At 71.6% G+C, this 25,894-nt stretch carries 26 protein-coding genes and 3 tRNA genes; 15 read left to right on the forward strand and 14 right to left on the reverse strand.

Translation table 11 applies throughout. The features are described from left to right. The 6 genes from folK to tilS form a co-directional block, all read right to left on the reverse strand. Positions 1-461 (reverse strand): 2-amino-4-hydroxy-6-hydroxymethyldihydropteridine diphosphokinase (gene folK / locus ASG04_RS16525; RefSeq protein WP_156463728.1); only part of this gene is annotated, 461 nt, incomplete at its 3' end. Then, positions 458-892 carry a dihydroneopterin aldolase gene (gene folB / locus ASG04_RS16530; RefSeq protein WP_056126550.1) on the reverse strand — a complete coding sequence of 145 codons (435 nt, stop codon included), beginning with the start codon at positions 890-892 and terminating at the stop codon, positions 458-460. The genes folB and folK, both read right to left, overlap by 4 nt. Beyond that, a complete protein-coding gene (folP, locus tag ASG04_RS16535; RefSeq protein WP_082518319.1) occupies positions 889-1,773 on the reverse strand; it encodes a dihydropteroate synthase in 885 nt (294 codons plus the stop codon). Before folP ends, folB begins: the two co-directional genes overlap by 4 nt. 6 nt (positions 1,774-1,779) lie before the next feature. Then, positions 1,780-3,768, reverse strand: a complete 1,989-nt coding sequence (gene ftsH, locus ASG04_RS16540) for an ATP-dependent zinc metalloprotease FtsH (RefSeq protein WP_056126554.1) — start codon at positions 3,766-3,768, stop codon at positions 1,780-1,782. Positions 3,769-3,884: 116 nt separating this feature from the next. Further along, entirely contained in the window at positions 3,885-4,436 is a 552-nt protein-coding gene (gene hpt, locus ASG04_RS16545; RefSeq protein WP_056126556.1) for a hypoxanthine phosphoribosyltransferase, read from the reverse strand. 19 nt (positions 4,437-4,455) lie between these two features. Beyond that, the gene (tilS, locus tag ASG04_RS16550) at positions 4,456-5,475 is read right to left on the reverse strand and encodes a tRNA lysidine(34) synthetase TilS (protein WP_056126558.1); all 1,020 of its coding nucleotides are present in this window, start codon (positions 5,473-5,475) and stop codon (positions 4,456-4,458) included. A 64-nt stretch (positions 5,476-5,539) separates the two neighbouring features. Between tilS and ASG04_RS16555 the strand changes: the two genes are divergently transcribed. Beyond that, entirely contained in the window at positions 5,540-6,031 is a 492-nt protein-coding gene (locus ASG04_RS16555; protein ID WP_056126560.1) for an inorganic diphosphatase, read from the forward strand. 124 nt (positions 6,032-6,155) lie between these two features. On the opposite strand, the gene ASG04_RS16560 is transcribed toward ASG04_RS16555, so the two are convergent. Continuing rightward, positions 6,156-7,613 carry an NlpC/P60 family protein gene (locus tag ASG04_RS16560; protein ID WP_056126563.1) on the reverse strand — a complete coding sequence of 486 codons (1,458 nt, stop codon included), beginning with the start codon at positions 7,611-7,613 and terminating at the stop codon, positions 6,156-6,158. Positions 7,614-7,645: 32 nt separating this feature from the next. Further along, a complete protein-coding gene (locus ASG04_RS16565; RefSeq protein WP_056126565.1) occupies positions 7,646-8,980 on the reverse strand; it encodes a M23 family metallopeptidase in 1,335 nt (444 codons plus the stop codon). A 311-nt stretch (positions 8,981-9,291) separates the two neighbouring features. On the opposite strand from ASG04_RS16565, the gene ASG04_RS16570 reads away from it, so the two are divergent. The 3 genes from ASG04_RS16570 (at position 9,292) to ASG04_RS16580 (ending at position 9,568) form a co-directional block, all read left to right on the forward strand. Continuing rightward, positions 9,292-9,364: transfer RNA gene (locus tag ASG04_RS16570), tRNA-Glu, on the forward strand. 53 nt (positions 9,365-9,417) lie between these two features. After that, positions 9,418-9,494: transfer RNA gene (locus tag ASG04_RS16575), tRNA-Asp, on the forward strand. 1 nt (position 9,495) lies between these two features. Beyond that, positions 9,496-9,568: transfer RNA gene (locus tag ASG04_RS16580), tRNA-Phe, on the forward strand. A gap of 129 nt (positions 9,569-9,697) precedes the next feature. On the opposite strand, the gene ASG04_RS16585 is transcribed toward ASG04_RS16580, so the two are convergent. Continuing rightward, positions 9,698-10,708: an aldo/keto reductase family protein gene (locus tag ASG04_RS16585; RefSeq protein ID WP_056126567.1), complete on the reverse strand. Its 1,011-nt coding sequence runs from the start codon at positions 10,706-10,708 to the stop codon at positions 9,698-9,700. Positions 10,709-10,945: 237 nt separating this feature from the next. Between ASG04_RS16585 and ASG04_RS16590 the strand changes: the two genes are divergently transcribed. Together ASG04_RS16590 and ASG04_RS16595 are read left to right on the forward strand one after the other, a co-directional pair. Then, positions 10,946-11,572: a hypothetical protein gene (locus tag ASG04_RS16590; RefSeq protein WP_162241737.1), complete on the forward strand. Its 627-nt coding sequence runs from the start codon at positions 10,946-10,948 to the stop codon at positions 11,570-11,572. A gap of 73 nt (positions 11,573-11,645) precedes the next feature. Next, complete coding sequence (locus ASG04_RS16595) at positions 11,646-12,644, forward strand: NAD-dependent epimerase/dehydratase family protein (RefSeq protein WP_056126571.1); 999 nt, start codon at positions 11,646-11,648, stop codon at positions 12,642-12,644. Between the two features lie 109 nt (positions 12,645-12,753). On the opposite strand, the gene rocD is transcribed toward ASG04_RS16595, so the two are convergent. Together rocD and ddaH are read right to left on the reverse strand one after the other, a co-directional pair. Continuing rightward, a complete protein-coding gene (gene rocD / locus ASG04_RS16600) occupies positions 12,754-13,986 on the reverse strand; it encodes an ornithine--oxo-acid transaminase (protein WP_056126572.1) in 1,233 nt (410 codons plus the stop codon). Beyond that, positions 13,986-14,876, reverse strand: a complete 891-nt coding sequence (gene ddaH / locus ASG04_RS16605; protein ID WP_056126574.1) for a dimethylargininase — start codon at positions 14,874-14,876, stop codon at positions 13,986-13,988. The genes rocD and ddaH overlap by 1 nt, the downstream gene beginning before the upstream one ends. A 216-nt stretch (positions 14,877-15,092) precedes the next feature. Between ddaH and ASG04_RS16610 the strand changes: the two genes are divergently transcribed. The 4 genes from ASG04_RS16610 to ASG04_RS16625 are packed head-to-tail and all read left to right on the forward strand — an operon-like array spanning position 15,093 to position 17,547. Continuing rightward, positions 15,093-15,530, forward strand: coding sequence for an Lrp/AsnC family transcriptional regulator (locus ASG04_RS16610; RefSeq protein ID WP_056126575.1), 438 nt, complete (start codon positions 15,093-15,095; stop codon positions 15,528-15,530). 9 nt (positions 15,531-15,539) lie between these two features. Next, entirely contained in the window at positions 15,540-15,914 is a 375-nt protein-coding gene (locus ASG04_RS16615; RefSeq protein ID WP_056126577.1) for a hypothetical protein, read from the forward strand. A 20-nt stretch (positions 15,915-15,934) separates the two neighbouring features. Continuing rightward, positions 15,935-16,765: a nitroreductase family protein gene (locus tag ASG04_RS16620; protein ID WP_056126579.1), complete on the forward strand. Its 831-nt coding sequence runs from the start codon at positions 15,935-15,937 to the stop codon at positions 16,763-16,765. After that, positions 16,762-17,547, forward strand: coding sequence for a YqjF family protein (locus tag ASG04_RS16625; RefSeq protein WP_235515580.1), 786 nt, complete (start codon positions 16,762-16,764; stop codon positions 17,545-17,547). Before ASG04_RS16620 ends, ASG04_RS16625 begins: the two co-directional genes overlap by 4 nt. Positions 17,548-17,753: 206 nt before the next feature. Here the strand turns inward: ASG04_RS16625 and ASG04_RS16630 are convergent, their stop codons facing one another. After that, positions 17,754-18,368 carry a hypothetical protein gene (locus tag ASG04_RS16630; RefSeq protein WP_056126581.1) on the reverse strand — a complete coding sequence of 205 codons (615 nt, stop codon included), beginning with the start codon at positions 18,366-18,368 and terminating at the stop codon, positions 17,754-17,756. 79 nt (positions 18,369-18,447) lie between these two features. On the opposite strand from ASG04_RS16630, the gene ASG04_RS16635 reads away from it, so the two are divergent. From ASG04_RS16635 to ASG04_RS16645, 3 genes are all read left to right on the forward strand, one after another. Then, on the forward strand, positions 18,448-19,443 hold the full coding sequence (locus ASG04_RS16635) for an SDR family oxidoreductase (protein ID WP_056126582.1): 996 nt from the start codon (positions 18,448-18,450) through the stop codon (positions 19,441-19,443). After that, the gene (locus ASG04_RS16640) at positions 19,440-19,784 is read left to right on the forward strand and encodes a hypothetical protein (protein WP_056126584.1); all 345 of its coding nucleotides are present in this window, start codon (positions 19,440-19,442) and stop codon (positions 19,782-19,784) included. Before ASG04_RS16635 ends, ASG04_RS16640 begins: the two co-directional genes overlap by 4 nt. Positions 19,785-20,130: 346 nt before the next feature. Beyond that, positions 20,131-20,331, forward strand: a complete 201-nt coding sequence (locus ASG04_RS16645; RefSeq protein WP_056126587.1) for a hypothetical protein — start codon at positions 20,131-20,133, stop codon at positions 20,329-20,331. 27 nt (positions 20,332-20,358) lie between these two features. On the opposite strand, the gene ASG04_RS16650 is transcribed toward ASG04_RS16645, so the two are convergent. Beyond that, the gene (locus ASG04_RS16650; protein ID WP_056126589.1) at positions 20,359-21,084 is read right to left on the reverse strand and encodes a tyrosine-protein phosphatase; all 726 of its coding nucleotides are present in this window, start codon (positions 21,082-21,084) and stop codon (positions 20,359-20,361) included. Positions 21,085-21,133: 49 nt separating this feature from the next. Here ASG04_RS16650 and ASG04_RS16655 point away from each other — a divergent pair, with 49 nt between their 5' ends. Beyond that, the gene (locus tag ASG04_RS16655) at positions 21,134-21,751 is read left to right on the forward strand and encodes a hypothetical protein (RefSeq protein ID WP_056126592.1); all 618 of its coding nucleotides are present in this window, start codon (positions 21,134-21,136) and stop codon (positions 21,749-21,751) included. Here ASG04_RS16655 and ASG04_RS16660 read toward each other — a convergent pair. Next, positions 21,732-25,289, reverse strand: a complete 3,558-nt coding sequence (locus ASG04_RS16660) for a proline dehydrogenase family protein (RefSeq protein WP_056126594.1) — start codon at positions 25,287-25,289, stop codon at positions 21,732-21,734. The genes ASG04_RS16655 and ASG04_RS16660 overlap by 20 nt on opposite strands. 115 nt (positions 25,290-25,404) lie before the next feature. On the opposite strand from ASG04_RS16660, the gene ASG04_RS16665 reads away from it, so the two are divergent. Then, positions 25,405-25,869, forward strand: coding sequence for a MarR family winged helix-turn-helix transcriptional regulator (locus ASG04_RS16665; protein WP_056126596.1), 465 nt, complete (start codon positions 25,405-25,407; stop codon positions 25,867-25,869). Positions 25,870-25,894: the final 25 nt, after the last annotated feature.

Below are 25,894 nucleotides of genomic sequence, written 5' to 3' on the forward strand. Positions count from 1 at the left end.
AGTGCGGCCAGCAGGTCGGCGACCGGCCCGCGACCGGGCAGCACCGCGCCGGGGTCGGCGTCGAGCCACGGCGCCAGCACGAAGGCCCGCTCGTGCGCACGCGGGTGCGGCACGTCCAGCGTCTCGGTCGCGATGCGCTCGTCGCCGTACGTGATGACGTCGAGGTCGAGCGTGCGGTCGCCCCACCGGACTTCGCGGGTGCGACCGTGGGTGTCCTCGACGACGTGCAGCGCCTCGAGCAGCGCCTGGGCCCCCAGCTCGGTGTCGAGCACGACGACCGCGTTCCGGTACCGGGGCTTCGCCGTGTCGAGGCCGTCGAGTGTCAGGGCGACCGACTCGACCTCGTGGCTCGACGCGACCGCCGTGACGCCCGGGATCGCCACGACGGCGGCGGCCGCGGCGCGGAGGGTGCTCCCCCGGTCACCGAGGTTCGCGCCGAGGGCGACGACGGCGCGGGTCACGTGGCGTCCGGGTCGTCGACGGCGGCAGTGGGCGGCTGGGGCGTCGCGGCTCCGGGGACCGGGTCGACCGCCATCCGCTCGCGGCGGATCGTGATCGACACGTCGGTGAACGGCACCGTGATGGGCGCCTGCGGCTTGTGCACCGTGACCTCGGTCGCCAGCGCCGCGCGGTGGGTCAGCACCGCGGCGGCGATCCGCTCGGCCAGGGTCTCGATCAGGTCGACCGGGTCGCGTTCGATCTCGGCGACGACCTGCTCGGCGAGCACCCCGTAGTGGACGGTCTGGTCGAGGTCGTCGGGACCGGCGGCTGCGCGGGCGTCGATCTCGACCGCGACGTCGACGACGAAGTCCTGCCCGTCGGCGCGCTCGTGGTCGAAGACCCCGTGGTGGCCGCGGGCGCGGACCCCAGTCAGGCGGATGGTGTCGTTCACGATCGAGCTGCCCTCCAGGCTTCCCAGACGTCGAGCACGGCCCGCGTCGGTTCCGGGTCGTGCACGCGGACGCCCCAGGCGCCGCGTTCTGCTGCCAACAGGCTGATGGCGGCGGTCGCGAGGTCGCGCTCCGCCGGTGGTGCGCCCGCCGGGCTGCCGACACCGTCCAGGAACCGCTTGCGCGACGCGGCGACGAGCACGGGCAGGCCGATCGAGGCGAACCGCTCGTACCCCGCCAGGATCTCCCAGTTCTGGGCGCCCTCCTTGGCGAACCCGAGCCCCGGGTCGATGACGACCTGCTCCTGGCGCACCCCGAGCACGATGAGCTCGGCGACCCGCATCTCGACCTCGCGCCGGACCTCGTCGACCGCGTGCTCGTACACGGCGTCGCGGTACATCCGGTCGCTGTGGCCCCGCCAGTGCATCACGACGAAGCCGCAGCCCGTGGACGCCACGACCCGGGCCATGTCGTCGTCGGCCAGCCCGCCGGACACGTCGTTCACGATGACGGCACCCAGCTCGACCGCGCGCTCGGCCGTCGCCGCGTTCATGGTGTCGACGCTGACCGCGATGCCCTCGGCGACGAGCTGCTCGATCACCGGGAGTACCCGCTGCTGCTCGACCTCGACCGGCACGCGCTCCGCACCGGGTCGGGTGGACTCGCCACCGACGTCGACGAGGTCCGCGCCCGCCGTGACGAGGTCGCGCGCGTGCGCCACCGCGGCGTCGTACGCCGCATGCAGCCCGCCGTCGGAGAACGAGTCCGGCGTCACGTTGAGGATGCCCATGACCCGGGTGCGCCCGCTCTGGGGCACACCCGGGTCATGGCGACGGACGGGCGCGGCGAGGCGGCGGTCCCGTCTCGTCGGGAGGTCGGTCATCCGGGGCTAGGCGGGAGCGATGCCCGGGTTGCCGAACGGACGGTGACGCGGGGTCTTCGACTGCTCGCGGTCGTTCGACTCGGACGCGGTGTTCGCCGCCTTGCCGGGGACGTCGATCGCGGGGAGCGTGCTGACCGGACGCTTGTCGCTGGAGAGCCACTGCGGGCGCTCCGGCAGCTTGCGGACGTCCTTGAACATCTCGACGAGCTCCGGCGCGTCGAGCGTCTCCTTCTCGAGGAGCTCACCCGCCAGACGGTCGAGGATGTCGCGGTTGTCGTTGAGCACCTGGTAGGCCTCGTCGTGCGCGGCCTCGAGCAGGGCACGGGTCTCGGCGTCGACCATCTCGGCGATGTTCTCCGAGTAGTCGCGCCCCGTGCCGCCGCTCATGTCACGACCGACGAACGGCTCGGTCGACCCGGCGCCGAGCTTGACGGACCCCACGGCCTGGCTCATGCCGTACTCGGTGACCATCTTGCGGGCGGTGCCCGTGGCCTTCTCGATGTCGTTCGACGCACCCGTGGTCGGGTCGTGGAAGACGATCTCCTCGGCGACGCGGCCACCCATGGCGTAGGTGAGCTGGTCGAGCAGTTCGTTGCGCGTGACGGAGTACTTGTCCTCGAGCGGGAGCACCATCGTGTAACCGAGGGCGCGGCCGCGCGGCAGGATCGTGATCTTCGTGACCGGGTCGGTGTGCCGCATCGCCGCCGCCGCCAGGGCGTGGCCGCCCTCGTGGTAGGCCGTGATCAGGCGCTCCTGGTCGGACATGATGCGCGTACGGCGCTGCGGACCGGCCATCACCCGGTCGACCGCCTCGTCGAGGGCACGGTTGTCGATGAGCTGCGCGTTCGAGCGGGCCGTGAGCAGCGCAGCCTCGTTCAGGACGTTCGCCAGGTCGGCGCCGGTGAACCCGGGCGTCTTGCGGGCGAGGAGCTCGAGGTCGACGCTCGCGGCGAGCGGCTTGCCCTTCGCGTGCACCTCGAGGATCTGCTTGCGGCCGGCGAGACCCGGCGCGTCGACGCCGATCTGGCGGTCGAAGCGGCCCGGGCGCAGCAGCGCGGGGTCGAGCACGTCGGGACGGTTCGTCGCGGCGATCAGGATGACGTTCGTCTTGCCGTCGAAGCCGTCCATCTCGACGAGCAGCTGGTTCAACGTCTGCTCGCGCTCGTCGTTGCCACCGCCGATGCCGGCACCACGGTGACGACCGACGGCGTCGATCTCGTCGATGAAGACGATGGCGGGCGAGTTGGCCTTGGCCTGCTCGAAGAGGTCACGCACACGGCTGGCACCGACACCGACGAACATCTCGACGAAGTCCGAGCCGGAGATCGAGTAGAACGGGACCCCCGCCTCGCCGGCGACGGCGCGCGCGAGCAGGGTCTTGCCGGTTCCGGGAGGGCCGTACAGCAGCACGCCCTTCGGGATCTTGGCGCCGACGGCCTGGAACTTGGCCGGCTCCTTCAGGAACTCCTTGATCTCGTGGAGTTCCTCGATCGCCTCGTCCGAACCGGCGACGTCCGCGAAGGAGACCTGCGGGTTCTCCTTGTTGTTCATCTTCGCCTTGGACTTGCCGAACTGCATGACCTTCGAGCCGCCGCCCTGGGCGCTCGAGAGCAGGAACCAGAACAGGCCGAGGATCAGCAGGAACGGCAGGAGCGTCAGGACGAGCGAGACGAACCAGTTCGACTGCTGGACGGTGTCGTTGTAGCCCTTGGGGAGGTCGGCCTGAGCGATCGCGTCGACCACTTCGGCACCACGCGGCGTCGAGTAGTAGAACTGCTCGGTCGTGCCGCCGTCCTTGAGCGTGAGGTCGACCCGCTGCTCGGTGGAGTTGACCACCGCAGAGGAGACCTTGCCGTCAGAGAGCTGCTCGAGCCCCTTCTGGGTGTCGATCTGCTGCGTGCCGGACTGGCTGATGAAAGCCCATCCGATCCAGATCCCCACGAGTGCGATGAGCACGTAGAGGTACGGCCCGCGGAGGATGCGCTTGAAGTCCATGTGATCCGGGCGCTGTGGCCCGAGCCTTTCTCTGCCGTAAGTTGCGTGCTCGCCAGCATACGGCCGCGATTCTGTGGCGAGAATGGGTGTCCTCTGCGGGCGAACTCCCGGTTCGTCTACGAGTAGATGTGCGGGGCCAGGACGCCGATGCCCCGGAGGTTGCGGTAGCGCTCGTCGTAGTCGAGCCCGAAGCCCACCACGAAGGCGTCGGGGATGTCGTAGCCGACGTAGCGGACGTCGACCTGGACCTTGGCGGCCTCGGGCTTGCGCAGCAGCGTGACGATCTCGACACTGGCGGCGCCGCGGGACTCGAGGTTCTGCTTGAGCCACGACAGCGTGAGCCCGGAGTCGATGATGTCCTCGACGATGATGACGTCGCGACCGTGCAGGTCGGTGTCGAGGTCCTTGAGGATCCGCACCACGCCGGACGACTTCGTGCCGGAGCCGTACGACGACACGGCCATCCAGTCCATCTTCGCCTGCAGGGTCAGGTGGCGGGAGAAGTCCGCCATGACCATGACCGCGCCCTTGAGGACGCCGACCAGCAGCGGGTCCTTGTCGGCGTAGTCGCGGTCGACCGCCGCGGCGAGCTCGGCGATCTTGTCGTCGATCTGCTCGGGGGTGAAGAGCACTTCGGAGAGGTCGTCCTGCACGTCGGAGAGTTCCACCGGTCCAGCCTAACCGGCCCTAGGCGGCCGAGAACGACAGCCGGTCGCCGTCGCGGGACACCCGGATGCCGGGCAGGTCGATCGGCCCCTGCCCGTTCCACTCGGTCACGAGCCGGCAGACCTCGAGCGTCTGGAGGCGGGACAGCGTCACGCCGAACTCGCTCTCGACCGCCAGGCGCACCAGGCGCTGGCGGAGGGCCGGCGGGTTCGCCTGCAGCTGCCGCACCGACAGTGCGATGCCGGCCTCGGAGTGCTCGGCGAGGTCCTCGGCCATCTCCTCGGCGAAGTGGTCGAGCGCCGCCGCGTCCTCGCGCAGCTGGTCGGCCGTGCGGGCCAGGGCCTCGGCCACGTCGACGCCGAGCTCCCGCTCGAGCACCGGCATCACGGCGTTCCGGACACGCACGCGGGTGAACGCCCCGTCGTCGTTGTGCGGGTCGTGCCACGGCGCGAGCCCGGCGGCAGCGCAGGCCTGCCGGGTCGTGTGACGCCGGACCGTCAGCAGGGGTCGACCGTAGGCCGGCCCGTCGTCCCGCCGCGCGAGCGGCGGCATGCCGGACAGGCTGTCCGGCCCGCTGCCGCGCAGCAGGCCGAGCAGCACCGTCTCGGCCTGGTCGTCCAGGGTGTGACCGAAGAGCACCAGGGGTGACCCGACGTCGGCCGCGACCTGGGCGACGGCCGCGTGGCGGGCCTCCCGGGCGGCGCCCTCGGGACCACCGTCGGAGCCGACCATGACCCGACGGACCGTCACCGGTTCGAGTCCCAGCTCGGCGGCCTGCCTGGAGGCCCGGCTCGCCACCGCCTCGGAACCCGCCTGCAGCGCGTGGTCCACGACCACCGCGCCGGCGCGGAGCCCCTGCTTGGTCGCCTCGAACGCGGTGGCCGCCGCGAGCGCGAGCGAGTCCGGCCCGCCGCTCAGCGCGACGAGCACCACGTCGCCGTCGTGGACGAGCCGCTCGTCCCGTGCCCGGGCGAGCAGGCCGCGGACCGCCAGCCGGGTCGCGGCGACGGCGGGGTCGAGCCGGGGACGCGGAGAGTTCACCCGGTAACGTTAGCCGCGCTCTCGGGACCACCGACAGCCCCACCGACACACCAGGAGTGCAGACATGGCCGCGTACGACGTCGTCGTCGAGATCCCCAAGGGCAGCCGCAACAAGTACGAGGTGGACCACGAGACCGGTCGCGTGTACCTCGACCGCGTGCTGTTCACGTCGTTCGTCTACCCGACCGACTACGGCTTCTTCGAGCAGACCCTGGCGGACGACGGCGACCCCGTGGACGCGCTGCTGCTGCTCGAGTACCCGACGTTCCCGGGCGTCGGCGTCAAGGTCCGCCCGGTCGGCGTCTTCAAGATGAGCGACGAGGCCGGCATCGACGCGAAGGTCCTCGTCGTCCCCGCGAAGGACCCGCGCTGGGCCCACATCCAGGACATCTCGGACGTCGACGAGCAGACCAAGGCCGAGATCGCGCACTTCTTCGAGCGCTACAAGGACCTCGAGCCGAACAAGTGGGTCAAGGCCGAGGGCTGGGGCGACGCTGCCGAGGCCGAGGCGATCGTCACGGCCGGCCAGGCCGCGTACGTGCCCAGCGCGCACTGACACCGGTCGTTCAGCGGGCGGCGTCGCCGTCGCCAGCCGATCGCACCCCCGCAACGACATCGCGCCCCGTCTCCACGGGGCGCGATGTTCGTTGTGGGGCGCGATGCGCCTCGGTGTGCAGGAGCTACATCGAGCCGGAGGGGCGGGCGACGTAGGGCAGCAGGTCACCGGTGCCCCAGACCGCGCGCTCGACCACGCCGACCCCGGGGCGAGCGGCCTCGATCATGCGGCCACCGCCCGTGTAGATCGTGTCGTGGTAGCCGCCGGAGGCCGCACCGTTCGACGAGTAGAACAGGATGTCGCCGGCCTGACGCTGCGACAGCGGGACCAGGCGTCCGATCGATGCGAAGTGGTTGTACTGCCAGACGACGTTGTGCCCGCCGGTCGAGATGCCCTGCGAGCTGTAGGCCATCATCACCAGGCCGGAGCAGTCCCACGTGTTCGGGCCGGCGCCGCCCAGCACGTACGGCTTGCCGAGCTGGGCGCGGGCGTAGGCGATCGCGCCGGCCGCCTTCGACGGGGTACTCGGGGCTGGTGCCGGCGCGGGAGCCGGGGCCGGGGCCGGGGCGGGAGCCGGTGCCGGTGCGGGTGCCGGCTTCGACGGCGTGCTCGGCTTCGCCGGGGCAGGTGCTGCGGGAGCCGGGGCCGGGTTGCTGTTGCTGCCGCCGCTGTTGCCGCCGCCGCTGTTGCCGCCGCCGGTGTTGCCACCGCCGGTGTTGCCGGACCCGGTGCTCGGTGCGGGGTTGTTCGACGTCGTCGTGCGCGTGGGTGCACCCGTTCCGCTGGCGGCGTCCTTCGTCGCCTGCGCCGCGAGCTGCGTCTCCGCCTGCTTCGCGCGCTGGTCGCTGTAGTACGCGCTCTCGGTTGCCACCGTCGTGCCCTTGAGGAAGGCGAGCTGCTCGAGCACCTCGTCCTGCTGGCTCTGCGCGTCCTGGAGCTTGCCGTTCGCCCGGGCCGCGACGGAGTTCGCGGTGTCGAGGGCGGTCTTCGTGGCGTCGGTCGCGGTCGCCAGGGCCGTGGTCGCCTGGCGCTTCTGCGCCGCGAGTGCGTCCACGGTGTTCTGGTCCGCCTGCGCCTTGGCCAGGACCGTGGCCGACCGCTCGGACAGGTGCGTCATCGTGCCGACCTGGTAGAGCAGGTCCTTCGCGTCCGAGGCGTCCACGAGCATGCTCGTCGACAGGTCACCACCGCCGCTCCGCGAGAGCTCGACCACGAGCGCAGCGACCTGGCCCGCGGACTCGTCCGCCGCTGCCTTCGCCCGCTTGGCCTGCGAGGTCAGGTCGTCGAGCGTGGACTGGGCCTCCTGCTGCTCGGACGCGGCCAACGCGTAGGTCTGGCCGGCCTGCTGCACCACGACGCCGGCCTGGTCGGCGGAGTCCTGCAGCGATGACAGGCGCGAGGCGAGCTCGTCGACCGTCTGCTGCGACTCGGCCTGGTCGGACTTCGCCGCCTGCACGTCCGCCCACGACGGGGCCTTCGCGGGGGTCGCTCCGGCTGGTCCCGCGATCCCCACCGAGAGTCCGATGCCGAGCAACGAGACGGTGGCGATGCCGCAGGCGAGGGAACGCGCAGGCTTCTTCATGTGGTGTCAGTGCCTCTCGGGCGCGCACACGGTCATACCGAGATCCCCCGCGCAGCCATGAAGGGGACCGGGTCGACGGCGGCGCCGTTCACCCGGGTCTCGAAGTGGAGGTGGCAGCCCGTGGACCAGCCGGTCGAACCGACCTGGGCGATCTGCTGCCCGGCGGAGACGTGCTGGCCGTTGCCGACCATGATGCCGCCGTTGACGATGTGGCCGTAGGCGGTGGAGATGCCGCCGCCGTTGTCGAGGATGACCTCGTTGCCGTACCCGCCACCGTTGCCGGCGAAGGTCACGGTGCCCTCGTGCGCGGCGTAGATCGGCGAGTAGCAGCCCGGTGCCAGGTCGACGCCGGCGTGCAGTGCGTGCGCGCCGGTGTACGGGTCGATGCGGTAGCCGTAGGGGCTCGTCTGGTAGCCGGCGCTCGGGCGGACCCAGCCGGACGAGGTCGGGGCACCGCCGCCGGATCCGCTGGACCCGGAGCCGCTGGACCCGCCGCTGCTCGGCGCGGGCGCGTTCCGCGCGGCCGCCGCAGCAGCCGCTGCCGCCGCTCGGGCCTGGTCAGCGCGCTGCTTGGCGAGCGCGGCCTGCCGGGCCTTCTCGACCTCGACGCCCTTGTTGTACTTGGCCTCGACGTCGGTGGCGTTCGACGTCAGGAGTGTGAGCTGCGCTTCGAGCCGCGACTGGTTGTCGTTCTGGGCGTCGACGGCCGTCTGAGCAGCGTCGGCGGCGGACTGGGCAGCCCGCATCTTCTGCTGGGCGGCGTCGGCCAGGTCCCCGAGGGCCTTCTTCGCGACGTCCGCCTTGTCCGACTCGGCCTGTGCCGTGCCGCGGTCCTGCGTCGCCTGCGAGTAGATGCCGTCGGCCTGCTCGCTGAGTTTCGAGATCGCGCCGAGCTCGTACAGGTAGTCCTTCGAGTCGGTGGGGTGCGTCAGGAGGTCGGTCGTGACGTCGTTCGCACTCGCTCGCCCGAGCTGCGCCGCGAGCTGTCCGGCCTGGGCCTCGGACTGGGCGGCGGTCTTCTCGGACTCGTCGGCCTGCTGCTGGAGCTTCTGCTGCTGCAGCGTCGCGGCGTCGTACTTCGTCTGCGCCGTCTGGTACGCCGTGCCGGCAGCCTCGGCCGACTTCTGCTTGGCGGCGGCCTGGCTCGTCAGGTCGGCGATCAGGCCCTTGATCTCCGTCACCTTGTCCTGCTGCGCCGACTGGGACGCCTTGGCGGCCTGCACGTCGTCCCAGCTCGGGTAGCTGGTCGCCGACGCCCCGTCAGCGGGTGCGAACGCGGCGATCGCCCCTGCGGTGAGGACGACGGCGACCGCGGCGGCGATGACGCGGCGGCGGAAGCGGGGGATCAGAGTGAGTGAGGTCGACATACATCTCGATTTCGTAACAGCGCGGCATGGCTCACGCACGTAACACTGTCAACAACCGCAACAGTAACAACAGGTGCCGGCCCGGGGCAGCCCCTCGCACGAGGGACAGGGTCCGACGACGATGGTCGCACTCGAACACCGACGGCGCAGAATCGGATCCCGGATCACTGCCGGGTCCGTCGCGAGTGAAGCCCGCCGACGGGGACGATGCGGCGGCGACACGCCGGGCGGCCCGGGCTCGAGCGACTCGATTTGTCATCCACGCAGGGCTTCCGTATGCTTGGTCTCCGGTGCAGCGATGTACTGCTTGCGGCCCCATCGTTTAGTGGCCTAGGACACCGCCCTTTCACGGCGGCAGCACGGGTTCGAATCCCGTTGGGGTCACTCCTCGTGAGACAGCAAGCAGCACAGATCAGCATCGAACAGCAATTCAACATGGCCCTGTAGCGCAGCTGGTTAGCGTGCCGCCCTGTCACGGCGGAGGTCGCGGGTTCAAGTCCCGTCAGGGTCGCCACGGCTGGATAGCTCAGTTGGTAGAGCGTTCGACTGAAAATCGAAAGGTCCACGGATCGATGCCGTGTCCAGCCACGGAGTAAGGCCCCTCACGCGAGTGAGGGGCCTTCTCCGTTTCCGGGGTCGTCCGCACGGAACCTCGGGACGGACACCGCACCGTGGTCGTTCGCGGTGCCGTGTCCGTCTCGTGGTTCTGTGCCGGGGTCAGGCCTCGCGGGTCTTCGGGCTGCTGTCGTTCGTCTTGGCCGGGTCGCGCTCCACGACACCACCGAGGGCGTCGTCGATGCGGGACATCAGCTCGGCCGGGATCTCCACGCCAGCGGCGCCGGCGTTGTCGTGCACCTGCTCCGGGCGCGACGCACCGATGATCGCCGAGGCGACGTTCTCGTTCTGCAGGACCCACGCCACGGCGAGCTGCGCCATCGACAGGTTCAGCTCCTTCGCGATCGGCTCGAGCTCCTGCACGGACGACAGGACCTCGTCCCGCATGAACCGCTTGATCATGTCGGCGCCGCCCTTGTCGTCGGTGGCACGCGATCCCTCGGGCAGCGGCTGTCCCGGCTTGTACTTGCCGGTGAGCACACCCTGGGCGATGGGCGACCAGACGATCTGCGAGATGCCGAGCTCCTTCGAGGCGGGGACGACCTCGCCCTCGATGACCCGCCACAGCGCGGAGTACTGCGGCTGGTTCGAGATGAGCTGGAACCCGAGCTCCTTCGCCAGTGCGGCTCCGGCCCGAAGCTGGTCGGCGGTCCACTCCGAGACACCGACGTACAGGACCTTGCCCTGCCGCACGATGTCGGCGAACGCCTGCATGGTCTCTTCGAGCGGGGTCTCGTGGTCGAAGCGGTGCGCCTGGTACAGGTCGACGTAGTCGGTCTGCAGGCGGCCGAGCGAGCCGTCGATCGACTCGAGGATGTGCTTGCGGCTCAGCCCGGTGTCGTTGTGCTGCTTCGGGCCGGTCGGTCCGAAGACCTTCGTGGCGATCTCGAGCGACTGACGACGCTCCCCCTTGAGGGCTTCGCCCAGGACGGTCTCGGCGCCGGTGTTCGCGTAGACGTCGGCCGTGTCGAACGTCGAGATGCCGACGTCGAGCGCGGCCCGGACGCAGGCGATCGCGGCGTCGTTCTCGACCTGGGACGCGTGGGTCAGCCAGTTGCCGTAGGTGATCTCGGAGACCTTGAGGCCCGAGTTGCCGAGGTAGCGGTACTCCATGTGCGTGTCACTCCTGTCGTGGCCGCGTCGATGCGGCTCACGGGGCGACGGTAGTCCCGGGGTCAGATACGACTCTCAACCCGCAGCTCGCTGACCAGTATGCTGAAGTACCAGAGGATTGGGGAAGCCGAGAAAGACGAAACCCCGGCGATGTGGCCTGAGCCAGGGATCGTTCCGGGGTCTTCGTGATCGAGGGTACATGGTTGGAGGGGGCGGGTGGCAACATCGCCTGAGCGAGTGACAGCGCTGATCTCTCCGGTGCGACTGGCGTCGTACCGGCGCGACACGACGAGCGTCGCGGAGGCGGTCCGCCTGTACGAGTGGAACCTCCGCGCCTCCGCCAGCGTCCTCGTCATCACCGGCTTGGTCGAGGTGGTGACGCGCAATGCGCTCGATCGCGAACTCGTGGCCTGGGCCGACCGCCGCCCGCCGCGGGCGGACTGGTTCGATGTGGTCCCGCTCGACCGCCAGGGCTCCGGCGACCTCGCCAAGGCCCGCCATCGCGCGACGAGAGCAGGGCGACGGGAGGAGGTGCACGGCCGGGTGGTCGCGGAACTCACCTTCGGCTTCTGGCGGTACCTCGTCGAGTCTCGGTACCACGCGTCACTCTGGGTACCGGCGCTGCACAGGGCGTTCGCGTGCGGCCCGTCCGATCTCCGGGTCCGACGAGCGGAAGTCGCGCGCCGCTTCCAGCAACTGCACTTCGTCCGCAACCGCGCTGCGCATCACGAACCGATCCACTCCCGCGACCTCGCACGCGACCACCGGATGGCGCTGGAGCTCCTGCGCTGGGTCTCGCCCCACGCCGGCACCTGGGCGGACGAGGTGTCCGACCTCCCCGCGGTGATCGCGGCGCGACCGTGAGCGAGCGGCGACCCACGGACCTCCACCACCGAAACTGCGCGGCACCCGACGCCCCACGTGGTTTCGTGGGCACATGACCAGCAACGGAGCGAGTGTCCTGTTCATCGGCGGGAGCGGCGTCATCAGTGCCGCGTGCGTGACGGAGGCGACCCGACAGGGGATCGACGTCACCGTCCTGAACCGCGGGACCACCGGGGGCAGGCCGCTCCCCGAGGGTGTGGAGCGCCTCCAGGCCGACGTGTCGGACCGCGACGCCCTGGCGGCGGCACTCGGTGACCGCCGCTTCGACTCGGTGGTGAACTGGATCGCCTTCACCCCGGACCAGGTGCAGGCGGACATCGACTTCTTCGCCGGGCGGACCAACCAGTACGTGTTCATCAGTTCGGCCTCGGCGTACCAGACCCCGGCGACACACCTGCCGATCACCGAGTCGACGCCGCTGAAGAACCCGTTCTGGCAGTACTCGCGGGACAAGATCGCGTGCGAGGACCTGCTGATGCAGGCGTACCGCGAGCAGGACTTCCCGGTGACGATCGTCCGGCCCTCACACACCTACGACGAGACCAAGCTGCCGCTGTCTGGTGGGTGGACGGCGGTGGCGCGGATGCGCGCGGGCAAGCCCGTCATCATCACGGGCGACGGCAGCAGCCTGTGGACGCTCACCCACAGCCGTGACTTCGCGGTCGGGTTCACCGGGCTCCTCGACAACGCGTCGGCGATCGGCGAGGCGTTCACGATCACGAGCGACGAGGCCCCGACCTGGAACGCGATCGCGCACGAGATCGCAGCAGCGGCCGGCGTCGAGGACCTGCAGATCGTGCACGTGCCCGCGGACGCGATCAACGCCGTCGACGCCGAGTGGGGGGCGGCGCTGCTCGGCGACAAGGCGAACAGCTCGGTGTTCGACAACAGCAAGATCCGCTCGCTCGTGCCGTGGTACCGGCCGCGGACGCCCTACCGGCAGGGTGTGCGCGAGGTCATCGCCTGGTACGAGGCGCACCCGGAGGAACAGGTCATCGACGAGCGTCTCGATGCGCTGATGGACCAGCTCGCGGAGCGCTGGGCGGTCTAGACGCGGCCCGCGAACCGCGGTTCCACACGTCGACGCACAACGCGAACCGGCTCGCACCACGTGATCACGTGGTGCGAGNGGACGGGAGGCCCGGTGCGGGTCCGGCGCGTCAGCTGCGGTCGCGCAGGACCGAGCCCAGTGCGTCGATCGCCTCGGCGACCTGGTCGTCGGTCACGACGAGCGGGGGCGCGAAGCGGATCGTCGACCCGTGGGTGTCCTTGACGAGGACCCCGCGTGCCGCCATGGCCTTCGCGATCTCCTTGCCGGTGCCGATCACCGGGTCGATGTCGATGCCGGCCCACAGCCCGGCGACGCGGTGTGCGACGACGCCCTTGCCGACCAGGTCCTCGAGCAGCCCGCGCAGCAGCGGTTCACCGTCGAGTGCCCGCTGCTGGAACGTGCCCTCGGCGAGCATCGCGACGACCTCGGCCCCGACGGCCGCGGCCAGCGGGTTGCCGCCGAAGGTCGACCCGTGCTCGCCGGGACGCAGGACGCCGAGCACGTCACGCGAGCCGACGACAGCCGAGACCGGGACGATCCCGCCGCCGAGCGCCTTGCCGAGGGTGATGAGGTCGGGCCGCACACCGACGCGCGACACCGCGAGCGTGTGGCCGGTGCGCCCGAGCCCGGACTGGATCTCGTCGGCGACGAACAGCGCACCGAACTCGTCGCAGATGTCGCGCACGGACGGCAGGTACTCCGCGGGTGGGATGACCACGCCGCCCTCGCCCTGGATCGGTTCGAGCAGCACGGCGACGACGGTCTCGTCCATCGCGGCACGGAGGGCCTCGGCGTCACCGTAGGGCACGGTACGGAACCCCGGCGTGTACGGACCGAAGTCGTTGCGGGCGTCGGGGTCGTCCGAGAACGAGATGATCGTCGTCGTCCGGCCGTGGAAGTTCCCGCTCGCGACGATGATCGTCGCGCGGTCGGCGGGCACGCCCTTGACGCGGTAGCCCCACGCCCGCGACACCTTGATCGCGGACTCGACGGCTTCGGCACCGGTGTTCATCGGCAGCACCATGTCGGTACCGGTGAGCTCAGCCAAGCTCGCCGCGAACGGCCCGAGGCGGTCGTTGACGAAGGCACGGCTGGTCAGCGTGACGCGGTCGAGCTGTGCCCGCGCGGCATCGAGCAGCCGCGGGTTGCCGTGGCCGAAGTTCACCGCCGAGTACGCCGCCAGGCCGTCCAGGTAGGTGCGGCCGTCGACGTCGGTGACGGTCGCGCCGTCCCCGGAGGCGATCACGACGGGCAGGGGGCTGTAGTTGTGGGCGAGGGCCCGGTCCTCGACGGCGAGCGCCGCCGCGGTCGCGGTGCCGAGCGCCGTGGATGCGGTGGTCATCAGGACCGTGCCACGGAGTTGCCGGTGCCGACGGGGTGCAGGTCGAGCGTGCAGCACTTGACGCCGCCGCCGCCGAGCAGCAGCTCGGACAGGTCGACGCCGATCGGGTTGTAGCCCTTCTCGCGCAGCTGCTCGGCGAACGTGGTCGCACGCGAGGCGATCACGATGTTGTAGCCGTCGGAGTAGGAGTTCAGCCCGAGGATCGCGGCGTCCTCCTCCGTCGCGATGATCGCGTCCGGGAAGCGCTCGCGCAGGATCGCCAACGAGGGCTCGTCGAACGCGCTCTCGAGGTACGCGATGTTGCTGGTCCCGTCCGCGGACGGCTCGGGGTCGAGCACGGCGATGGCGGTGTCCAGGTGGTAGAAGCTCGGGTTGATGAGCTTGAGGGTGACGACCTCGCGGCCGTAGACCTCGGCGAGCTCTTCGTGCGACGTGCTGTCCGACCGGAAGCCGGTGCCCGCGTAGATCGTGTTCCCGATGAGCAGGAAGTCGCCTTCGCCCTCGTTCGTCTCACGCGGTTCTGCGACGGTCAGGCCGGCGCTGCGGAACCAGTCCATGTACGCGGGGCCCTCGGGCTGCCGCTCGGGGTACTGGAACTTGGCGCCGTACGCGACACCGTCGAGCACGAAGCCGCCGTTCGCCGCGTAGACCATGTCCGGCAGGCCGTCGATGGGGTCGATGTACGAGATGTCGAAGCCGAGCTGCTCGTAGACCGCGACGAGCGACTGCCACTGTTGGACGGCCTTGGACGTGTCCGTCGGCTCTTCCGGGTGCATCCACGGGTTGATCCGGTAGCTGACCGTGTAGAAGTCCGGCTTGCACATGAGGATCGTGCGCTTGGTGGCGGTGCGGGCCGGAGCCGCCACGGTCTCGGTTGCTGCGTTCGACACTGGAGTCCTCCTGGGGGACTTCGGGCCCGAGCCTGCCAGGAACCACTCCTGAGGTGATCTCGGTGAGATGCAGGCTCACTCACCGGTACCGCGGCGGACCAGGTCGACGCCGAGGCTCAGTCTAGGGAACGCCCGAGGCCCGGAGCCTGTGGACGCGCGCACGTTTCGTGCGTGCAGCCGGGCTCCTCGCAAGAAACCACGCGTAGCATTGCGGCAATGGATTCGCTCGACCACCGCATCCTGGATCGACTCCGGGACAACGCCCGCGCCGGGTACGGCGACATCGGGTCGGTCGTCGGGCTCTCGGCGTCGGCCGTCAAGCGCCGCGTCGACCGTCTGGTCGCTGACGGCGTGATCCGCGGCTTCACGATCAAGGTCGACCCCGCGGTCGAGGACCGCGGCACCGAGGCCTGGGTCGAGCTGTACTGCCGCGGCACGGTCTCCCCCGACGAACTCCGGTCGCTGCTCGACTCCGTCCCCGAGGTGGTCGACGCTGGCACGGTCACCGGCAGCGCCGACGCCGTCGTGCACATGCGCTCGAAGGACCTCCCCGCGCTCGAAGAAGCGCTCGACCGCGTCCGGCTCGCGCCGCAGGTCGACCACACGCGCAGCGCGATCGTGCTCTCCCGCCTGGTCTCGCGCGAGTCCGCGTAGGTCACCGCCGTGTCCCGGTTCCGTTCGACGTCCTGGAGGCCCGGCCCGACGCACGCAGGATCGCGTCCCGCCCGCCGTCTGGTCGCGGCCGCGTCGATCGCCTACGTCACCAACTGCCTGTGGGGTACCGCCGTCGCAGTCGGGGTCATCCGGACGAAGAAGCTCCGGGTGGTGCACCACGGCCTGTTCGTCGTGACCGCCACCCTGACGGGCGTCGCGGCCACCACCCCGCTGTGGACCCGCTCACGGTCGGCGCTGTTCCTGCTGCCGGCACTCGTCCCGTTGGCGGTCGCTCCACGCACGGACCCGAGGTCGAGAGCACACTGGAGCGTCGCGGTCGCCGCCGCACCGTCCTACCTGGGGGCGTTGCTCGCGCGGCGCTGAGACGCGAGGAAGGACACACGGTGGAACTGTTCGAAGCGATCCGGCGGCGACGCACCACGAACGGGGCGTTCCTGCCCGACCCCGTCTCCGAGGTGCACCAGCGGCTGCTCGTCGAGCTGGCCGGTCGGGCTCCGTCGCAGCTCAACAGCCAGCCGTGGCGCTTCGTCCTGGTCGAGGACCGGACGACGATCGACCGGGTCGCGGAGATCAGCGGGCGCTCGATGACCCGCACGATGGCCGAGGGCACGTTCTTCCAGCGCTACAAGCCGTACTTCCGGTTCAGCCAGCAGGAGATGGACGAGCGCCGGGACGGGATGCTCTTCGACAAGCTGCCCGGTCCGCTCAAGCCGTTCACCAAGCAGGTCTTCACCAGGCGCGGGCAGCTGCTGATGAACACCCTGCGCGTGCCGCAGACCCTCGGCGAGGAGAACCGGAAGCTCGTCGCCGGCTCCCCGCTGCTGCTCGGCGTGATGCTCGACCGGCACGAGTACCGGAAGGAGGAGCTCTCCGGCTTCTACTCGGTGTTCAGCATGGGTGCGGCGATGGAGAACGTCTGGCTCGCCACGACCGAGCTCGGCCTCGGCATCCAGTTCGTGTCGTTCCCGATGGAGACACCGGGCGCCTGGGCCGAGATCGAGGACCTGCTGCGCGTGCCGTCGGAACTCGAGCTCATGGCCGTGTACCGGATCGGGTACCTCCCGCCCGAGCGTCGACGACCCGCGATCGACTGGACGTCGAGCGAACGGAAGCGGCCGTCGCAGTACGTCTTCCGCGACACCTGCGACACCCCGCAGCAGGGGTGGGACGACGTGTCCGTCGCGACCCACCTGGACGACCGGAGCGGGTCGTGACCGCCGGCCGGGTCGGCGGGAGCGAACCGGTCCTCCAGTCCGTGACGGCCGCGGCACCGGACCTGACCGGGCGCCCGTGGATCTCGCAGGACTGGCTCGACGTGGTCTTCGTGCACTGGCGGGTCGACGCGTCGGCCGTCGCGCCGCTGCTGCCGGCCGGCACGCGGCCGGACACCATGGCGCTCGACGGCACGGACGACGACGCGACCACCTGGGTCGGGCTGATCGGCTTCCGGTTCACGGACACGCGGTTCCCGCCGCTCGGCGCCCTGGGGCGGACCGGGCGCATCGGTGACTTCGTGGAGGTGAACGTGCGCGTCTACACGCGGGACGACCAGGGACGGCGGGGCGTGGTGTTCCTGTCCCTCGACGCGGGGAAGCTCCTGCCGACGGTCGGAGCGCGCGTCGCGACCGGCCTGCCGTACTGGTGGGCCAACGCCGAGATGCGCACGGGCGACGGGCGGGTCGGGTACGCGATGCGGCGGCACGGGACCCATCTGCGGTCGATGTTCGACGTGCAGGTCGGGCCGGAGGTCGCGGAGCCGACCGCGCTCGAGACCTTCCTGACGGCGCGGTGGGGCATGCACGTGCACCGGGCGGGTGCGACGCGGTTCTGGCCGAACGAGCACGCGTCGTGGGCACTGCACCGGGCGTCGGTGGTGTCGCTGCGGGACGACCTGGTGGGCGCTGCGGGGCTGCCGTTCGCGTTGACGGAGCTCGAGCCGGACTCGGTGCTGTACTCGCCGGGGGTGACCACGCGCTTCGGGGCCGGACGGCGCTGAGTCGGGCGCTGCGGGCGGGTGCTGCGGGTCGGGCCGGTCGGGCGGGTGCTGGTGCGACAGGACCGATGTCGTACGACAGGACCGATGTCGTACGACAGCGCAGTTGTCGCCCCGGCTGCACGCCGCCGCCCGAACGACATCGCCGATGTCGCACGACAGCACGGATGTCGTTCCACCGGTGGTCAGGGCGGAAGGTGCGTCGACCGTCAGTCGCGCGGTGCCCGGGACGCGGCGCGGAACTGGACCACCGCGATGGCCGCGGCAACGACCGCGACCACCCATCCTCCGCCCACCCACACCGACGCGCGGTGGTGGGGCACCGCGGGCAGCAGGATCCCGAGCAGGACCAGCACCACCGATGTGACCGCCATCACGAACGCAGTGACCGCGGCGACGAGACGATCGAGCCGGGGAACCGATCGTGCGTTCCGGAAGACCTGCGTACCGGCTCCGAGCACGCCCGCCGCGGTGCCGACGGACGCTCCCGCGATCAGACCGCCGGCCGTGATGATCGTCGCCGTGCCGAACCCGACGACGACGCGCACCACGTGGAGCCGCCACGACGCGGCTCGGGACTGCTCCGAGTACGCGTGGAGACCGGCGACCGCGAGCGCGACGGCACCTCCGGCGACGAGGCCACCGGTCACGATGCCGACGACAGCCGTGAGTCGGTCGCCGAACAGCGCCGCAAGGGTGACCAACACCACGGCGAGCACGAGTGCGAGTGCGGGCAGCGTCCAGACCTCGCGCTGCCGGGTCGGCGTCCGCAGCACCCAGCTCGGCGGCGCCGGTTCGCGTTCGTCCTGGTCGTGCGTCTCCACCGGTCCAGTCTGCCCGTCCGGTGGTCCACGGGGCGCTGCGCCTGAGGTCGTCCGGGGGCAGCACCGGTACAACGGGCAGATGACACGTGTGGCAGTGGTGACCGGTGGATCAGCGGGACTCGGACGGGCGACGGTGCGGGAACTCGCGGCGCGCGGGTGGGACGTGGCCGTGATCGCCCGCGGCCAGGAGGGCGTCGACGCCGCAGCCGCTGAGGTGGTGGCAGCCGGGCGGCGGGGTCTCGCGCTGTCGGTGGACGTCTCCGACCGCGAAGCCGTCGAGGCGGCGGCTGACCGCATCGAGGCCGAACTCGGTCCGATCGACCTATGGGTGAACGGCGTGATGGTCGGGGTGTTCAGCCGCTTCCTCGACACCGCACCCGAGGACTTCGAGCGCGCACTGCACGTGACGTACCTCGGCTTCGTGAACGGCACGCGGGCGGCCCTGTCGCGGATGGTCCCCCGCGACCGCGGGCAGGTCATCCAGGTCGGCTCGGCACTCGGCTTCCGGGGCATCCCCCTGCAGGCGGCGTACTGCGGCGCGAAGCACGCGATCGTCGGGTTCACCGAGTCCGTCGTCTCCGAGCTCATCGAGCAGGGCAGCAAGGTGCAGGTGTCCCGCGTGGACATGCCGGCGCTCAACACGATCCAGTTCGACTGGGTGAAGTCGAACCTGCCGCACCACCCGCAGCCCGTCGCCCCGATCTACCAGCCCGAGGTCGGTGCGCGCGCGATCGCCGCCACGGCCGAGCGACCGCGTCGTCGGACCTGGGTCGGCGAGTCGACGGTGTACACGATCCTCGGCAACCGCATCAGCGGTCGGTTCGCGGACTGGTACGCGGCGAAGACCCTGGTGTCCGGCCAGCAGATCGCCGAGAAGGACGGGGAGTCGCTCCCCTCGAACCTCTACGAGCCGGTCGCCGGCGACCACGGCGCGCACGGTGTGTTCGACGACAGCGCCCACGCCTGGTCCCCGCAGACCTGGTGGGTGGAGCACCGCCGGCTCGGCAACGGGCTGCTCGGTGCGGCACTCGGCGTCGCGGGAGCAGCAGCCCTGGCCATCGGGCGTCGGCGATGACCCGCGCACGCGACCGACGCCGGAGCGCGACCGTCGTCGAGGGAGCCCGTGCCGTGCTCGGCGCGCTGCACCTGATCCGCGCGGGGTCCGACCCGGCGACCGCGACGTTCCACCGGGTCCTCGGGGTCCGGCAGCTGGTGCAGGCCGGGGTGCTCTCGCGGGCTGGCTCCGGCGACGCGCACACCCTCGGGGCGGCGGTGGACGCCACGCACGCGGTCACCATGCTGCCGCTCATGTTCGTGGGACGGCGGTGGCGCCGCGTCGCCGTCGGTCAGTTCGTGATCGCGCTGGCCCTGGCGATCGCCGAGGTCGCCCTGGTCGGGTCCGGCCGCAGGCGCTGACCGGCAGCGCGCGGTCCGGCCGCAAGCGCTGACCGGCAGCGCGCGGTCCGGCCGCAAGCGCTGACCGGCAGCACGCGGACCGATCGGGCGCGCTGCCTGGTTGCATGCTCTGCGGCTCCGGCGATGGGCGGTCGCGCTCCGGCTCGAGCACAGGGGACGCTCAAGAGCCGGAGCGTCGACGCTCTCACGAGCCTCGGGGGCAGGGGACCCGCCGATCGGGGGTGGCTCGCTGATGACGACTGTACCCGGTCCGCCCTTAGGGGGACAGACAGGTCGGTACCCCACTTCGGGCGTCAACCGGCTGAACCCCGAGACGCTCCCCGGATCGCCGCGTAGCCTCCGTCGCATGAGCAACGACGCAGAACAGACCGAGCCCGTCATGGACGGCGCCACCGATGCCACCAACCACGAGAAGCTCTCGGGCCTCATCGAGCAGGTCAACCACGACCACGGACACGAGGGTGCCGCGTCGATGGCCGACCACCTGCGCGACCGCATGGACGAGACCGGTGTCGAGGACGAGGACCGCGGCGACACCGAGGACTGAGCCCGAGCGCCGACGCGACCACGTCACTCAGGTGACGGGGTCGCGGAAGGTGCCCAGGGCCTCCAGGTCGGCCGCGTCGAGACCGGACCGCGCCCGGAACCGGTCCACGTCGAAACCGGCAACGACCGCGCGGAACGCGTCGGCGACGGTCGTCCCGTGTTCCGCACAGAGCGCTTCGATGCGGGCCTCCTGCCCCGGCTTGCCGATCGACGCGAACAGGGCGTCCGAGGTCCGGACCGTCAGCAGGTAGTCGTCGACGATGGCCTGCGGCTCCACGTCGGCGAGTGTCAGCAGCGCGAGGGCGACGATGCCCGTCCGGTCGCGACCGCCCGCACAGTGGAAGAGCACGCCTCCCGGTGCGGCGCGAGCCATCGCCTGCAGTGCTGCGCCCGTCCGGTCCGCCTTCCGGTCCAGGTGCGGCCCGTAGTACAGCGGGGTGCCGACCAGGCCGTTCGCCCAGAAGTCGTCCCAGAACGCCGTGTCCTCGAGGTCGTCGTGGTCGACCGCCACCGTCGACAGCCACGACGGACGGGGGGTCGTGTCCCGCGCACGTTCGGAGGGGGTGCGCAGGTCCACGACCGTCCGGATGCCCGCCCCGTGGACCGCGTCCCACCCGCCATCGGTGAGGTGGTCGACCGACTCGGACCGGAAGAACCGGCCGACGGGCGTCGTGCCGCCCCCGCGACGCGGGAGCCCGCCGAGGTCGCGGGCGTTGCGGAGGCCGTCGGCCACGAGGGTGCGGTCCTGGAGCATCCGGCCAGGGAAGTGCATGATCCTCATGGACCGCTGAGAGGAGTGGGGCATGAACGACTGGCGGCAGGACCTGCTCGACCGGCTGCGCGCGTCGCCGCTGCTCACCGCGGTCGAACCCTACGGGTCGGTCACGACTGGCCGGACCGACGGCTGGAGTGACCTGGACGTGCGCGTCGGGACGCGGGGGCCGCTCGACGTCGAGCGCCTGCTCGGTGCGCGCCTCTGGGCATGGCAGGCGTCCGGCGCGGGAGTCCGGCTGGTCACCGCCGACGGGCGGTTCGTCGACCTGGCGGTCGAGGGCGCCGACGTGGTGCTGCCGACACCCCCGGCGGACCTCGCCGTCCGCTTCGACGCGGCACTCGCCGCGGTGCGGTTGGGGCGGGGCAACCTCCTCATCGGCCTCCACCTGGTGCTGGGCATCGGACGGGAGGCCCTGGTCGAGTCGATGCGCACCGCGGACGCCGCCACGGGGACCGACCACCACCCGTTGCCGACCCCCTGGGACGCACGGGCTGCCGAGGTGGCGGCGCTGACGGCCAGCCCGCTGGTCCCAGGGACCGCGCTGCGCGCGCTGGAACTGGTGGGCAGGTGGCGCGCCGAACGAGAACCCGACGTCGTCCCGGACACGAGCGGCCTGCGCGCGCTCCTCAGACGCGCAGGTGGCTGAACTCCGAGTCGACCTCGCCGAACCGGTGGGCGGTGATCGACACCGACTGCTCACGCAGGTACGGCAGCATCTCGATCAGGCCGGCCTCGACGACGGGCGCGGCGAACACCGCGACGTCGATGCTCGCGCCCAGCGCTTCCTCGAGTGCCAGGGCGTCGCCGCCGATGAGCCGGACGCGGGCTCCCGGGCCACCGAACACCGTGTGCGCGGGACGCTCGCGACCCTGGGAGAGGACGAGGTCGATCGCGTCCTGCGGCTCGTCGTCGGGGTCGGACCAGTTGTCCTGGAACACCGCGCCCGAGGCGGCGCGGCGCAGGAACTCCTCGTCCGACTCCACCAGGTGGTCGACCACGTCGAGCGGCGACCGGCGTGCCGCGAACAGCTGCGTGAGCGGCGCGGGCAACGGCCGCGACGTGCTCAGCAGCACGTGCGCGCGGCTGGCCGTGGCCGCGACGAGGGCGCGCACGAGGTCGCCGTTCGACGCGTCCTCGGCCTGGCGCACGATGACGGACTGCGGCCGCCAGCGCAGCACGTTCCGCTCGACGACCAGCCCGGCCGGGTCGTGCGAGACGCCGAACTCGGCCGCGCGGGCCTGCACGTCGCTGGTGGCTCCGGCGCGGACCTGGTCGAACTCCTCGAACGACAGCCCGCTGCGCGCCGCCTCGATCACCGCGGTCACGCGCTGGGACAAGCCGTGCAACTGGATGCTCTTGTGCACCGTGCGGGGTGTGGGCTCCCAGCGGCCGAGCGTCGCGACGTACATCGGGCCACCGGGCTTCGTTCCGGTGCCGACCGCTGAGCGCTTCCACCCGCCGAGGGGGCTCCGGCCGACGACCGAGCCCGTGGTGCCGCGGTTGACGACGAGGCTGCCCGCGCGGACCCGCTGCACCCAGTCCCCGACCTCGTCGACGTCGAGGGAGTGGATCCCCGCGACGAGCCCGTGGTCGGTCCCGTTCTGGATCGCGATGGCGTCGTCGAGCGTCTCGGCGTGCATCAGGTCGAGGACCGGCACCGCGTGGTCGGTCTGGTGACGGTCGCTGCCGGCACGGACGCCGTCGCGGATGCCCGGCGACCAGAGCCGGCCGGAGTCGTCGAGCGGGGCGGGCTGCAGCAACCACGACTCCCCCGGCTCGAGCTCGGTGAGGGCCTGCAGGAGCGGACCGGTCGGTTCGGCGACGAGCGGGCCCATCTGCGCCGTGGGGTCGTCCGGCCAGGCCACGCGGACCGTCCGGGCAGCGTCGACGAGCTGTCGGCGGAACCCCTCGCTCTCGGCGACGGACCCGACCAGCACCACGAGCGACGTGGCGTCGGGGCGCTGCCCCGCGTGGACGAAGGCCGAGCGCACGATGTCCCGGACGGCGAGTTCGACGTCCGCTGACGGGGTCACGACGACGACGTTCCTGCCGCCGGTGGCCGCGGTCAGGGGCAGCCCGGCACGCCACCACGTGAACGACCGGGCGGTGTCGGCAGCGCCGGAGAACACGATCCGGTCGACCGCCGCGTGCGCGATGAGCTGGCGGCCGAGGACGTCCTCGTCCAGGTCGACGAGCTGGAGCAGGGAGTGCGGGACCCCGGCGTCGTGGAGGACGTCGGCCACGACGGCTGCGGACCGCTTGGCCTGGGGTGCCGGCTTGAGCAGCACCCCGCTGCCCGCGGCGAGCGCCGCCAGCACGCCGCTCGCAGGTCCGGCGATTGGCTCTGTCCACTCCGACACGACCACGGTCAGGCGCGGCGGGACGAAGGTCGCGCCGGTGACGTCCACCAGGTGCCGCGCGCGGTCGGCGAAGTGGTGCGCGAAGTCGATCGCCCGGCTGACCTCGGCGTCGGCTTCGGTGAGCGTGGTGCCGGTCTCGGCGACGGCGACCTCGACCAGGTCGGCGCGGCGGCCCTCGAGCTCGTGCCCGATGAGCTCGAGCAGCTCGGCGCGGTCGACCGGGTCCTGCCGCCCCCAGTTGACGCCGGCCTGGGCGGTGCTGCGGACGATCCGCTCGAGCTTGGTGCGGTCGAGCACTCGCGACCCGCGGATCGTCTGCGCGCCGAGCTGCGAACGGGGCACCCGCCGGAGCACGTCAGCGGCCCACTGCCGGTTGGCGGGCAGCGTCGGGTCGGTGACGGGGGCGTTCCGGAAGGCGTCGCGCGGGATGGGGTCGCCCGGGGAGAGTCGACGGTCCTGCGTGCGGTTGGTCGGCGGCACGGGGGCGTCGAGGGCGTCGACCGAGGCCGTCCACCGTGCCTGCTCGCGGTCGAGGGCGGCCTGGTCGTGGCCGATCTCGAACGCCGTGGACATGGCGTTGTCGCCGCCGGCGTGCTCCTGCAGTCGCTGGGCGAGGTACCCGATCGCCCCGCGGAAGTCGTCCGGGTGCACGACCGGGGTCGAGAGCACCAGGTCGCCGACCTCGGCGCGGACGGCGTCGGCGTGCGTCGCCGTCATCCCGAGCAGCATCGCCACGTGCACGGCGTCGGTGACCCCGCGGCGCTGGGCGAGGACCCACGCGGTGGCCAGGTCGAACAGGTTGTGGCTCGCCACGCCGATCCGGACGGCGTCCGTGCGCTCGGTCGTCAGCGCGGCGTCGAGCATGCGCAGGTAGGCCGTGTCGGTCTCACGCTTGCTGCCCCACGTGGCGAGGGGCCAGTCGTGCAGGATCGCGTCGACGCGTTCCGCAGCCAGGTGCGCGCCCTTGACCAGCCGGACCGTGATCGGTGCGCCGCCGTGCGCCCGCCGGGTCAGCGCCCACTGCGTCAGGGACTCGAGCGCCCCGGCGCTGTCGGGCAGGTACGCCTGCAGCACGATGCCGGCGTGCAGCCCGAGGAACTCCGGCCGGTCGAGGACGGCCCGGAAGACCGCGACGGCGAGGTCGAGGTCGCCGTGCTCGTCGAGGTGGAGCGTGATCGTCTTGGGCGTCGGGGCGGACGCCGCCAGACGGTACAGCGGGACCAGTCGGTCGACCGCGCGTGCGACCGTCTCCTCGAACGCCCACGGTGCCGACTGCGGCACGACGGTGCCGATGGCCACCGAGACGCGGTCGACGTCGTCGCGGGCGAGAAGGTCCATGGTGCCCTGCAGCCGGCGGTCGCTCTCGGCGCTGCCGAGCACCGGGCCGCCGAGCAGGCTGACATCGAGGCGGGTGCCGTCGGCGCGGAGCTTGGCGAGTGCCGACCCGAGCTTCGACGGGGCGGCGTCCACGACCAGGTGACCGGTCATGCGGCGCAGGATCCGGCGAGCGGTGGGGATGACGGCCCACGGTGCCATCGTCGCGAAGCCGCCGCCGAGGGACACGGCGCCGCGGAGGTACCAGGCGAGCGCGTCCGGCACGCCCTGGCTGAGCTGCTCGAGGTGCCGCGCGGCCACGCGGGGGTCCTCGGGGCGGACCACGCGGTCGATGAAGCCGAGCGTGAAGTCCAGGCCCTGTTCGTCACGGAGGACATCGGCCAGCCGCGCCGCACCGGGGTCGGGCTTGACGTCCGCGGACGCTGCGAGCCACCGTCGTACGAGGGCAGCGGCGTCGTCGGAACAGTCCTGGAGGCGGGCGCGCGGCATCCTCCGATCGTATGCCGCGGGGCCGACGCGACCTCGGAGCGCGCCGGGTGCGGGCCAACAGTCAGCGACGTGTCAGCGATGCGCCACCTGCGACCCGGATGGATACGCTGGGGGGATGCCGAAGCAGGGGGCCGACCGTCACGACTGGGCGACGTGGGACGCCTACCACGACGTCTGGCGCCGGCTCGACCGGGCCCTCGACCACGCCGTGCAGCAGGGCGCCGGCATCTCGATCCCGGAGTTCGAGATCCTGATCGGCCTGCACCGGCAGCCGGACCACCGCCTGCGCGTGCGCGACGTCGCCGCGGGCATCGGCTGGGAGAAGTCGCGCGTGAGCCACCAGGTCACGCGCATGGTGAGCCGCGGGCTGGTCGAGCGCTCCGACTGCCCCACCGACGGGCGCGGCAGCTGGGTCGTGATGACCCCGGACGGTCGGCGCGCGGTGCTCGCCGGCATCCGCGCACACACCGCCGCACTCGAGCAGCTGTTCTGGAGGCCCGTGGCGGGGGACGCGGACACGCTGCGGTCCGTCAGCGCGCGGGTCCAGGACGCGCTCGGCCCGACCGACCCGGGTCTCTGACCGGTCGGCGTCCGACCCGGGTCTC

It is taken from the genome of Curtobacterium sp. Leaf183 (assembly GCF_001424385.1).
Classification (GTDB): domain Bacteria; phylum Actinomycetota; class Actinomycetes; order Actinomycetales; family Microbacteriaceae; genus Curtobacterium.

Excerpts from the sequence above, each read along its gene's own strand:
- folP (WP_082518319.1), bottom strand. The coding sequence starts at position 1,773 with ATGACCGACCTCCCGACGAGACGGGACCGCCGCCTCGCCGCGCCCGTC.
- ftsH (WP_056126554.1), bottom strand. The coding sequence starts at position 3,768 with ATGGACTTCAAGCGCATCCTCCGCGGGCCGTACCTCTACGTGCTCATC.
- ASG04_RS16555 (WP_056126560.1), top strand. The coding sequence starts at position 5,540 with ATGGCCGCGTACGACGTCGTCGTCGAGATCCCCAAGGGCAGCCGCAAC.
- ASG04_RS16560 (WP_056126563.1), bottom strand. The coding sequence starts at position 7,613 with ATGAAGAAGCCTGCGCGTTCCCTCGCCTGCGGCATCGCCACCGTCTCG.
- ASG04_RS16565 (WP_056126565.1), bottom strand. The coding sequence starts at position 8,980 with ATGTCGACCTCACTCACTCTGATCCCCCGCTTCCGCCGCCGCGTCATC.
- ASG04_RS16585 (WP_056126567.1), bottom strand. The coding sequence starts at position 10,708 with ATGGAGTACCGCTACCTCGGCAACTCGGGCCTCAAGGTCTCCGAGATC.
- ASG04_RS16595 (WP_056126571.1), top strand. The coding sequence starts at position 11,646 with ATGACCAGCAACGGAGCGAGTGTCCTGTTCATCGGCGGGAGCGGCGTC.
- rocD (WP_056126572.1), bottom strand. The coding sequence starts at position 13,986 with ATGACCACCGCATCCACGGCGCTCGGCACCGCGACCGCGGCGGCGCTC.
- ASG04_RS16610 (WP_056126575.1), top strand. The coding sequence starts at position 15,093 with ATGGATTCGCTCGACCACCGCATCCTGGATCGACTCCGGGACAACGCC.
- ASG04_RS16635 (WP_056126582.1), top strand. The coding sequence starts at position 18,448 with ATGACACGTGTGGCAGTGGTGACCGGTGGATCAGCGGGACTCGGACGG.
- ASG04_RS16640 (WP_056126584.1), top strand. The coding sequence starts at position 19,440 with ATGACCCGCGCACGCGACCGACGCCGGAGCGCGACCGTCGTCGAGGGA.
- ASG04_RS16645 (WP_056126587.1), top strand. The coding sequence starts at position 20,131 with ATGAGCAACGACGCAGAACAGACCGAGCCCGTCATGGACGGCGCCACC.
- ASG04_RS16650 (WP_056126589.1), bottom strand. The coding sequence starts at position 21,084 with ATGCTCCAGGACCGCACCCTCGTGGCCGACGGCCTCCGCAACGCCCGC.
- ASG04_RS16655 (WP_056126592.1), top strand. The coding sequence starts at position 21,134 with ATGAACGACTGGCGGCAGGACCTGCTCGACCGGCTGCGCGCGTCGCCG.
- ASG04_RS16660 (WP_056126594.1), bottom strand. The coding sequence starts at position 25,289 with ATGCCGCGCGCCCGCCTCCAGGACTGTTCCGACGACGCCGCTGCCCTC.
- ASG04_RS16665 (WP_056126596.1), top strand. The coding sequence starts at position 25,405 with ATGCCGAAGCAGGGGGCCGACCGTCACGACTGGGCGACGTGGGACGCC.